The organism is Methanomassiliicoccus sp., from assembly GCA_012719175.1.
GTDB lineage: Archaea > Thermoplasmatota > Thermoplasmata > Methanomassiliicoccales > Methanomassiliicoccaceae > UBA6.
Genome location: JAAYAX010000016.1, coordinates 1 through 8,858 on the forward strand (window position 1 = coordinate 1; position 8,858 = coordinate 8,858).

The window sequence follows — 8,858 nt, forward strand, 5'->3', positions numbered from 1 at the left end:
TGGATGCCACCGGGCAAACGTATTCCCGAGGCCTCTTGAACCTTCTCTAACCAAGTATCTCCTGGACCGCCCTGCGGATAGCCTCGCGGCTACCCAGTTCAGGCGACCAACCCCGAGCTTCCAGCTTGTCCACGGCCAGAAGCATCTTCTTCACGTCCCCCACCCAGCCCCGACCGCCCTTGACCCCCCCGGTCCAGCGGTACTCCACGTTAGGTAGGCGCATCTCCTCGACTACTATGTCGGCGATATCCTTGACCGTCATCCAGTCCCGGGAGCCGATGTTGTATATTTCAACCTGAGAGTCCGATGCCTCCGCCCCCGCGACCATGCCCCGCACGCAGTCCTTGACGTGCACGTAGGACTTGATGGTCCCAGGCTCCGCTCCGAGGATCTCTAAGGAGCTGCTATCCTCCCGAAGCTTGCGGATGAAGTCATGGAGCACGTTATGCGTGGACCTGGTCCCCACGACATTGGCGAAGCGGTAGATCACGGCGTTCTGGTCGAAGGTGTGGCAGTATGAGGATATTAAGGCCTCGCACGCCAGCTTGGATGCGCCGTACACGGAGATGGGGACGAGAGGGCCGTAGTTCTCCGGCGTGGGTATGACCTCGGTCTCCCCGTAGACGGTGGAGGTGGAGGGGAACATGAGGTCCTTGACCCCATGGTCCTTCCCCGCCTCCAGGAGCTTGTAGGTGACCTCGATGTTCTGCTCAAAGTGTATGTGGGTGTTCTTGGCACCCAGGCGGACGTCGGGGTTGGCCGCGAGATGGCACACCACTTCCACGCCCTCCAATGCCTTGCCCAGGTCCATGGTCAGGAGGTCGCCCTCTATGAAGGTGAAGGCGTCATTGTCCATCATCCCGGACATGAACTCCCGCTTTCCCGCGGAGAGGTTGTCGACGCCGATGACGTCATTGCCGCGGGCGAGCAGTTCCTCCGCCAGGTGGCTGGCGATGAACCCCGCGCACCCAGTGACCATTATCTTTCTACCTGTGAGCTTCATTCAGTCTTCCCCGTAGTTCCTCGGCAAAGGCCTGGATGGCCCTGCCGCGGTGGGAGATACCATTCTTCTCGGTTATTGATATTTCGGCAAAGGTCCGCTCGAAGCCAGCGGGCACGAATATAGGGTCGAAACCGAAGCCCTCATGGCCGGACGGCCGCATGGAGATGGTCCCATCGCACCTGCCGTGAACGATGATTTCCTCGCCACCGATGGACGCGCCGATGCAGCACTCAAAATGGGCGCCCCGGTCTTCCCGCCCGTCTAAAAGACGCAGGATGCCTTCCATGCCAATGGTCCTCAGGACGTAGGACGAGTACACTCCCGGAAACCCGCCGAGGGCATGCACGAAAAGGCCGGAATCGTCTATGGCAATATCCCTCCGCCCCCGGTCCTGGAGCTGGAGGAGGCAGGAGCGCACGACCTCTTCCAAGCTGTCGGCCTGGATCTCATCGCAGTCCTCGTCGGAGTGCAGGACCTCGAGCCCCAGAGGGGTCAGGGCCGAGCGGAACTCCGCCAGCTTGCCCATGTTGGACGTTATCAGCATCAACCTCATGTGTACCTGCCCCTCCCCTCGATATCCTTCATCTTGCGGATGATCTCCTCCGCACCCTCGTAGTTCTGCCGGTAGGCCTCGAGGATGACTGGGAACATGGGTAGGAGGGTGGAATGAGCGGACTGGAACGCTTCCTTGAGGAGGTGCAGGTCCACACCCTTCTCCTCCACGGTGGCGGACCTGGTCCCCAGGGAGAAGTCTATGAACCACATGCGGCCGCCGGACATGATCATGTTGGAGGTGGTGAGGTCTCCATGGACTATGCCCCCTTTATGGAGCAGGGCGATGAGCCCTCCCATATGCTGGCATAGCTCCCTGACCTTCTCATGGTCGCCACGGTCGAGCTCATCCTTGACACGAGGGCCGCGGACCTCCTCCATGGTGATCTCCGCGTTCAGGAGATCGATGTCGTAGATCACGGGAGTGGGCACCCCCACCTGCCTTGCCTCATTTATCAGGCGGGCCTCGTTGCGCGTGCGGCTGGCCCGCAAGCCCCGGTCCAGGTCGGGGTGCCGGTATCCCTTGGGCACCCTGCTCTTGACTATTACGTCCCTGCCGAGCCAGACGTCCCGGCGTATCTCGGCCTCGGCCCCGCGGCGGATGATCTCCATGTCCGCTCCAATGGCCTGGGCCTAATTAAGGTTTACACGGAACAGAGAGGGTCGTGTCAGCGGCCCTCGGGGACCGACCCTATAGGTTCGGCCTCGTGGACCTCACTCTCACCACCGGCGGGGGAGAGGAAAGCTGACACCTCCCTGTAGAGGTCCTGTGGACACGATATGGAGAGGTCTGCGGGAAAGGCGGCGCGCACGTGGGGGAGCAGGTAGCGATCGTCCAGAAGTACGATGGCCGCCCTGTCGGTCTCGGATCTGATGGCCCTCCCCGCAGCCTGCAGGACCCTGGACACCGCTGGATAGACCTGCACGTACAGGTTCGCCTTGCGCGTGCCGAACCTGCCCTCCATGTGCTCCAACATGGCCTCCATCTCTCGCGAGGGCGGGGACAGGGGAAGACCGACGACGATCACCATGCTGAGGATGTTGTGGGGGAAGTCCACCCCCTCCGAGAAGGATCCGCTGATGGTCCCCATCAGGAGGTTCGTCCCCTCGTGCAACTGCCGGAGGATGCCCTCCCGTTCCCTCTTTCCGTGCTCACGGCGCTCGACCAGGAGCTTTTTCTCCAGGTCCATCCCCGCGAGCAACCCCTCCACCTGCCCCATGAACTCGTAGGAGGGGAAGAAGGCCGCCGCGTTCCCCGGCAGGTCCCGTATGCACCGGGCCACCTCTTCGGCCACTGTGGCGTACATCGCCGGGCCCCTTGTCCGGAAACGCGATGATACCTTTCCACCGGCGATCACCAGGCGGTTCTGCCTGGGAAAAGGGGAATGGTAGCTGCGGCACACGGCGTTCTTCATACCTAGGAGGTCCGCGAACATCTCCGGAGGGTGCAGCGTGCCGCTCATCAGGAGCGCGCATCGTACCCGGGAGAGAACGGGCGAGGTGAGAGGTGAGGGATCGATGAGGCTTACCTTGAGGCAGGGCCCGTCCCCATCGAGATAGCGGACGGTGACCTCGTCAGGGGAGCTCCAGGCGTGAAGGAAATCCACCGCCCCGCGTACGTCCGGATCTCCTCGGGAGGCTGCTTCCAGCTCCACCGCCAGACCACCCGCGTCCACTCCCGAGCAGCGTTTCAGGGGCCCGTCGAGATGGTCAGCCACAATGCGCTCCGGCCGCCTGCGGGCGAGGCGGTCCAGGGTATCGGCGAGAATGTCGAGGTCCTCCCGGAAATGCTTGAGCGAGGGGATGGTACGGAGACCTCTCAGCGAAGTGGAGGTTATGTGCCCGCTACCCGAGCCCATGATACGATACGGGAGGTTGTGTCCCTCGTCGATGACGAGTATGGCGTCCTCCTCCTTCCGTCCCAGCCGCTGCAGCAGGCCGGGACCGCGACAGAACATCTGGTTGTAGTCGCCGATGATCACCCTGGCCTTGGTCGCGGCCTCCATCGCCGCACGGTAGGGGCATATCCCTGACCGTAGGCAGGCCCCCATGGCCTCCTGGACATGGAGAGGATAGTCAAGGAGGATGGTCTGGGAACCTGCGGGGTCGCGGTCGAAGTAGCACCGGGACCCATCGGCGCAGGGCACCTTCTTCCCGTTCTTATTGGCCAGGCACATGTCCTCGCGAGAGATGAGGTCGACGACGGTGACCTGTTCCTTCCTCCACATCGCCCGCATGGTCTCCACGGCGATGGCGTGCTGCGACTGGCGGGAGGTGAGGAAGATCACCATCCCATCAGAGGCCAGGGCCGTCTCCACTGCCGCGGTCAAGGCCACCGCGGTCTTCCCCAGCCCGGTGGGGGCGTGGGCGAGCAGGTGCGTTCGTTGGGCCATGCACATCCTGGCGTCCTCGAGGAACCGTTCCTGTCCCCCGCGGACCATTGGATGGGGGAACAGGCCTGATGCCTGCCCCTCCTCGATACGTTGGTTAACATCGCAGGCTTCCATGGTGGATAGGAGAGAGGGACCCCTAGCAGTTCGTTATGATTAGACGTAATATGCGGTCGGTCAACGCTGCCCCGGACCCTTCGCCTTTGGACGTGTAGGGACGGGCCACAGTAGGCCCGGAAAGGAAAGATTATCACCCATGAACACATCCTAAATCGACATGGAGAAGCTGCCCTTGGGATGCGGTAGCCTGGACGCTATGCTCGACGGCGGGGTGGAGCCTGGCTGCCTGACGCTATTATATGGTGAGGCGGGCACAGGAAAGACCACGCTCTGCCTCATCCTCGCCCGGGACATGGTCAGGGCGGGGAAGAAAGTGATCTACATAGACACCGAGGGCGTGTCCCTGGAGCGGCTGAGGCAGCTATGCGGAGAGGACTTCGAGTCGGTGGTCAAGAACATTCTTTTCTCTGCGATCAGCGGCTTCGACGAGCAGGAGAGGATGGTTGACAAGGCCATCAAGCTGGTGCAGGGGAACCTGGACGTGGGAATGGTGATAGTCGACTCCATCAGCATGCACTATCGTCTCACCAGCAGGGAGGAGGAACGAGGTGACCGGAAGTCCCTGGCGGGACAGTCCACCAAGCTGACCAACCTCGCCCGCGATAGGGCCATCCCCGTAGTGGCTACCTCACAGGTTTATACGGACGTGGAAACCGGTTCCTACGAGGCCCTGGGGGGGCACGCGCTGCTGCATAATGCTAAGATGATCATCCGCGTGGACAAGGCCGGGCCAGGCGGCAAGAGAAGGGCGGTGCTGATGAAGGCCCGCCACCTTCCCGAGGGTCTGGAGGCAGACTTCATCCTCACGCACAATGGCATCAGTTGTTAGATGTCCCTTCCCACGGCGAAGTCCATTAGGCCGGAGAGGAACTCCCTCTCCTCGCTCGGAGGGAGGCAATCCAGCAGCTCCTTGGCCTTGCGGGAATGATCCCGGGCCAGGGCCCGAGCGTGATCAATGCTGCCGCTGGCCTGCAGGGCGGCGATGGCGTCGGCGATCTCCTCTTTCGTCGCCTTGTCGTTCCCCAGGGCGTGGAGCAGTGTCCTCCTGCGCTCGTCCTCCTTGTCCAGGGTGTGCAAGGCATGTAGCACGATGAGGGTGCGCTTCCCGTTGCGGATATCGTTGCCAACGGGCTTCCCCATGGTCTTCTCGTCGCTGGTCAGGTTCAAGATGTCGTCCCAGACCTGGAAGCCCATTCCCAGGTGGTGGGCATACTCCTTCATGGCGGCGACCTGGGCCTCGGTGCCTCCGGCAATAAGGGCGCCGCCTTCGGCCGCGCACTCGAACAGCACCGCCGTCTTCTTGTTGATCATGGACATGTAGTCCTCCATGGCCAGCTCCTCAGCGGGGATGTTCTCGAAATCCATGTCCTCCTGCTGACCCTCGGCGATGAGCCACACAGTGTGGGCGGTGCTCCTTATCAGCTGCTTGATGTTCTGCGGGGGGACCTCGGTGTCGGTGATTATCTCGAATGCCCTGGCGAAGAGGGCATCACCGGCGATGATGGCCGTGGGCATATCAAAAAGGACGTGCACCGCAGGGCGCCCCCTCCTCACGAGGTCGTTGTCCATAACATCATCGTGGACGAGGGTGAAGTTGTGTATTATCTCCAGGGAGCAGGCGAAGGGCAGCGCCCTGTCCCCGGCCTTACCTACCGCCTCGGCCACCACCTGGGCGAGCATCGGCCGAAGACGTTTCCCGCCAGCCTCGGGGTAGTGCCTCACGGCCCTCATCAGCTTGCTGTCGTTCTCTCCATCGAGATAGGACATTATCTGAACGTTCAATCTTTTGGCCCTTGCATTGATCTCCTTGACCACATCCATTTTCAACCCTCCAGGTCTGCGCTCGCCCACTCCTTGCTGTCGCCGGTGAGCATATAGCCCACCCTCCCCAGCTCCCGGACGTTCCTGGAGCCGGTCAAGAACATGGCGATCCTCAATTCGTCCATCATCAGCGAGAGTCGTTCCCTCACCGCCTGTGGGGACTCCAGCGCCTCCCTGAGCACCGCTCTTGCCGTGCCCGCACAGTCCGCCCCCACAGCGATGCTCTTCGCCGCCTGCAGACCGTTGACGATCCCACCGCTAGCGATGACTGGAAGGCCCACGTCCGCCCACATTACAGAGATTGGGGCAGGGATGCCCCACTCCGCGAAGGTATCGGCGATGCGCTCGCTCCTGCGGTCCCCTAACTTAGCGGCCCTTCTGCCCTCCACCTTGGAGAAGCTGGTGCCTCCTGCTCCGGCCACGTCCAGCCCTCTCACACCGATACCCTTCAGGCGGAGAGCGACGTTCCGGGAGATGCCCGCTCCCGTTTCCTTCACCAGTATGGGAAGGTCCCGGGACAGGGACCGAATGCCGTCGAAGCATCCCCGGGCGTTGGTATCGCCCTCGGGCTGGGCCACCTCCTGCAGGAAGTTGAGGTGGATGGCGAGAAGATCGGCATCGATCATATCGATGGCCTTACGGGCCTCCTCGGCCCCGTAGGCGTTCTTCCTTCTCTGAGCGACCAGCTGAGGCGCCCCCAGGTTGGAGACCTTTAAGGGTACGTCGTACTCCTTGAGGACCTCGTAGCTACGCAGGGACCCCTTCTCCAGCCCTGCCCTCTGGCTCCCTACGCCGAGGCCGATCTGGAGTTCCGAGCACGCTTTTGCCAGGTTCTCGTTGATCCTCTCCGCCTGAGGAAACCCGCCAGTTATTGCGGTCACCATCAGAGGGCAGGAGAGCTTCCTTCCGAACAGCACGGTGGAGGTATCGATCTCCTCCAGGTCGATCTCCGGGAGGGCGTTGTGGACCAGCTTAACGTCGTCCCAGTAATCATGACAGGACGCCACGTCCTCCTCCATCGTCACCTGTATGTGGTCTGCCTTTCTCTGTTCGATCTCCTTCATTTCAGGCCCCCATGACCTTGGTGCCGACAACGTTCTCTCCCTTTAGGGCGGCAGCCAGTCGGCCTGGCATGAGCCCGTTGATGACCATGGCCTCCCCTCCGAAGGAGGTTATCCTAAGCATGGTCTCGAGCTTGGCGTAGATGCTACCGGTCACATCAGCACACCTCTGGGTGCGCGGCAGTCGGTCCAGAGTGCCGCGGTCCACGTTCTGCAGCATGGTCGCCCCGGGTTCTATGTTGGGGTCGCGGTCAAAGACCCCGTCGACATCCGTGCAGAATATGATCCTTTGCGGTGAGAACTCCTTCGCCAGCGCTTCCATGAGCTGGTCCCCGGAACAGATCCCGAACCCCCGCCTATCGTCCAAGGCCACATCCCCGAAGGTGACCGGTACGATGCCCAGGTCCACATACCTCCGGAAGACCGGGAGGTCCAGCCTCGAGAGCTCCCCCGCGGAGAGGCATGCCACTGCCGAGGGTGGCAGGGATACGGATGGTACGCCCGCTCCTCTCAAGGCAGTGATGACGCTGAGGTTCAGTGCCCTCACGTCCTCCATCACCTGGGCCGCTCCCATGAGCTGAGCGTTCTCGTGGAATCCTTTCTGCAGCTGGTGCTGAGCGGCCAGTACATGTCCGTACGATCCTGCGCCATGCACGATGATCACGCTCTCTCCTGAGGACGATATCTCTTCCGCTAATCTTCGGAGGACCTCTTCTCGAAGGGTGCGGTAGGCCATCTTGTCGGTGATGACGCTTCCACCCAACTTCACCAGCATCATGGAGTACATCTGGAGCATTACTCCAGCTATATAAAAAAGTAATAGTGGAACGGTAGGCGATATTAACGAGGGAGAGGAACTGATCGTCTTACCGATCTACCTTGACACCACAACGTCGGCAGAACATGTCCTCGGTGGTGACCACGGCCTGACATCCCTTACATATCCTCAGCCCTGCCTTGGTGCCGCAGGACGGACAGAAATCATCTACCGGGCTCATCCCGGCACCGCAGTTCACGCAGGCGCTCGGGGACCCCTTGGGTGCGGGCTGTGCCTTGATGACCTCGGTGGCCACGTTGGGTATCCTGTCCTTCGAGGGAGCTGGTGGTGAGATGATGCGCTTAGCCCTCAGGGCGGCCTTCAACGCCTCGGAGTAATCGCCGGCATCGAACCGTTCCTGCGCGATGTCGATCTCTTTCTGGCCCGCTTCCCTCTGCTCCACAAAGGCGTCCGGGAGGAGGCTCTTTACAGAGTCGATGATGAACTTGGATTCCAGATAGTTCTGGGGCATCTTCTTGCACTCGTTTGCGGGGACGGCCTTGCTCTCCTCCTTTGTCTGGTCCTTGTCTGCGGGCATGGGCTCCTCCACGGGGGCGGTCAGAAGGTCCTTGTCCCTGCAGCTCTTGAGGGCCGTCTTAGCCTTGCCGACGAGCTCTAAACAACGAACGAACTCCCGCCTGTCATAGGCCGTCTCGGCCTGGTATATGATGACATCGGCCTCGGACGTGTCCTTCCCCATCTTGGTCAGGGAAGCGGCCACCGCACGGGTGGTGGTCACGGCGTTGTAGGCGTCGTCCTGTTCCAGGTACTGATCGACCTTCACATGCTTCTTGGTACGCAGATAGCGTAGCTCCAGGAAGGCCACGGCAGCTGCGACGACCACGGCCACGATGAGTATCAAGGTCTCCGAAGGAAGGTCCATTCCCACACCGAATCTCATCGAGGAACGAGGCCATGGGGTAAAAATATTTTCGATGCAATTAATATTAAACAAAAATAAGAGATAAAAAGTGGCTGACAGCGCCCCATGGTTCCCGCGGGCTCGCGCACCGCAGTACAGCATGGAACGTTGGCGGGCTTAACTACCGGGTTCAGATGGGACCGGGTGTATCCCCGCCGCTGTGGCCGTCACA

At 61.4% G+C, this 8,858-nt stretch carries 9 protein-coding genes and 1 rRNA gene; 1 reads left to right on the top strand and 9 read right to left on the bottom strand.

Annotated features, from left to right (window positions below):
• Positions 1–46: 46 nt before the first annotated feature.
• The 4 genes from GXX95_11800 to GXX95_11815 are packed head-to-tail and all read right to left on the bottom strand — an operon-like array spanning position 47 to position 4,062.
• Positions 47–1,003 (bottom strand): NAD-dependent epimerase/dehydratase family protein, encoded by a 957-nt coding sequence (locus GXX95_11800; GenBank protein NLT38817.1) that lies wholly within the window; start codon positions 1,001–1,003, stop codon positions 47–49.
• On the bottom strand, positions 987–1,556 hold the full coding sequence (gene rdgB, locus GXX95_11805) for an RdgB/HAM1 family non-canonical purine NTP pyrophosphatase (GenBank protein ID NLT38818.1): 570 nt from the start codon (positions 1,554–1,556) through the stop codon (positions 987–989). The genes GXX95_11800 and rdgB overlap by 17 nt, the downstream gene beginning before the upstream one ends.
• Positions 1,553–2,167, bottom strand: a complete 615-nt coding sequence (locus tag GXX95_11810) for a Kae1-associated serine/threonine protein kinase (GenBank protein NLT38819.1) — start codon at positions 2,165–2,167, stop codon at positions 1,553–1,555. The genes rdgB and GXX95_11810 overlap by 4 nt, the downstream gene beginning before the upstream one ends.
• A gap of 56 nt (positions 2,168–2,223) precedes the next feature.
• Positions 2,224–4,062 (bottom strand): ATP-dependent DNA helicase, encoded by a 1,839-nt coding sequence (locus GXX95_11815; GenBank protein NLT38820.1) that lies wholly within the window; start codon positions 4,060–4,062, stop codon positions 2,224–2,226.
• A gap of 175 nt (positions 4,063–4,237) precedes the next feature.
• Here GXX95_11815 and radB point away from each other — a divergent pair, with 175 nt between their 5' ends.
• Positions 4,238–4,894 carry a DNA repair and recombination protein RadB gene (gene radB, locus GXX95_11820; GenBank protein NLT38821.1) on the top strand — a complete coding sequence of 219 codons (657 nt, stop codon included), beginning with the start codon at positions 4,238–4,240 and terminating at the stop codon, positions 4,892–4,894.
• Here radB and GXX95_11825 read toward each other — a convergent pair.
• The 5 genes from GXX95_11825 to rrf form a co-directional block, all read right to left on the bottom strand.
• Positions 4,891–5,886, bottom strand: coding sequence for a polyprenyl synthetase family protein (locus GXX95_11825; protein ID NLT38822.1), 996 nt, complete (start codon positions 5,884–5,886; stop codon positions 4,891–4,893). The two genes, radB and GXX95_11825, sit on opposite strands and share 4 nt — an antisense overlap.
• 2 nt (positions 5,887–5,888) lie before the next feature.
• Entirely contained in the window at positions 5,889–6,950 is a 1,062-nt protein-coding gene (locus GXX95_11830; protein NLT38823.1) for a type 2 isopentenyl-diphosphate Delta-isomerase, read from the bottom strand.
• Between the two features lies 1 nt (position 6,951).
• On the bottom strand, positions 6,952–7,734 hold the full coding sequence (locus GXX95_11835; protein ID NLT38824.1) for an isopentenyl phosphate kinase family protein: 783 nt from the start codon (positions 7,732–7,734) through the stop codon (positions 6,952–6,954).
• 79 nt (positions 7,735–7,813) lie between these two features.
• On the bottom strand, positions 7,814–8,665 hold the full coding sequence (locus tag GXX95_11840) for a zinc ribbon domain-containing protein (GenBank protein ID NLT38825.1): 852 nt from the start codon (positions 8,663–8,665) through the stop codon (positions 7,814–7,816).
• 72 nt (positions 8,666–8,737) lie between these two features.
• Positions 8,738–8,858 (bottom strand): 5S ribosomal RNA (rrf, locus tag GXX95_11845).

Bases quoted from the DNA above. Each gene is read 5' to 3' on its own strand.
- GXX95_11800 (NLT38817.1), bottom strand. From the start codon at position 1,003: ATGAAGCTCACAGGTAGAAAGATAATGGTCACTGGGTGCGCGGGGTTC.
- rdgB (NLT38818.1), bottom strand. From the start codon at position 1,556: ATGAGGTTGATGCTGATAACGTCCAACATGGGCAAGCTGGCGGAGTTC.
- GXX95_11810 (NLT38819.1), bottom strand. From the start codon at position 2,167: ATGGAGATCATCCGCCGCGGGGCCGAGGCCGAGATACGCCGGGACGTC.
- GXX95_11815 (NLT38820.1), bottom strand. From the start codon at position 4,062: ATGGAAGCCTGCGATGTTAACCAACGTATCGAGGAGGGGCAGGCATCA.
- GXX95_11825 (NLT38822.1), bottom strand. From the start codon at position 5,886: ATGGATGTGGTCAAGGAGATCAATGCAAGGGCCAAAAGATTGAACGTT.
- GXX95_11830 (NLT38823.1), bottom strand. From the start codon at position 6,950: ATGAAGGAGATCGAACAGAGAAAGGCAGACCACATACAGGTGACGATG.
- GXX95_11835 (NLT38824.1), bottom strand. From the start codon at position 7,734: ATGTACTCCATGATGCTGGTGAAGTTGGGTGGAAGCGTCATCACCGAC.
- GXX95_11840 (NLT38825.1), bottom strand. From the start codon at position 8,665: ATGAGATTCGGTGTGGGAATGGACCTTCCTTCGGAGACCTTGATACTC.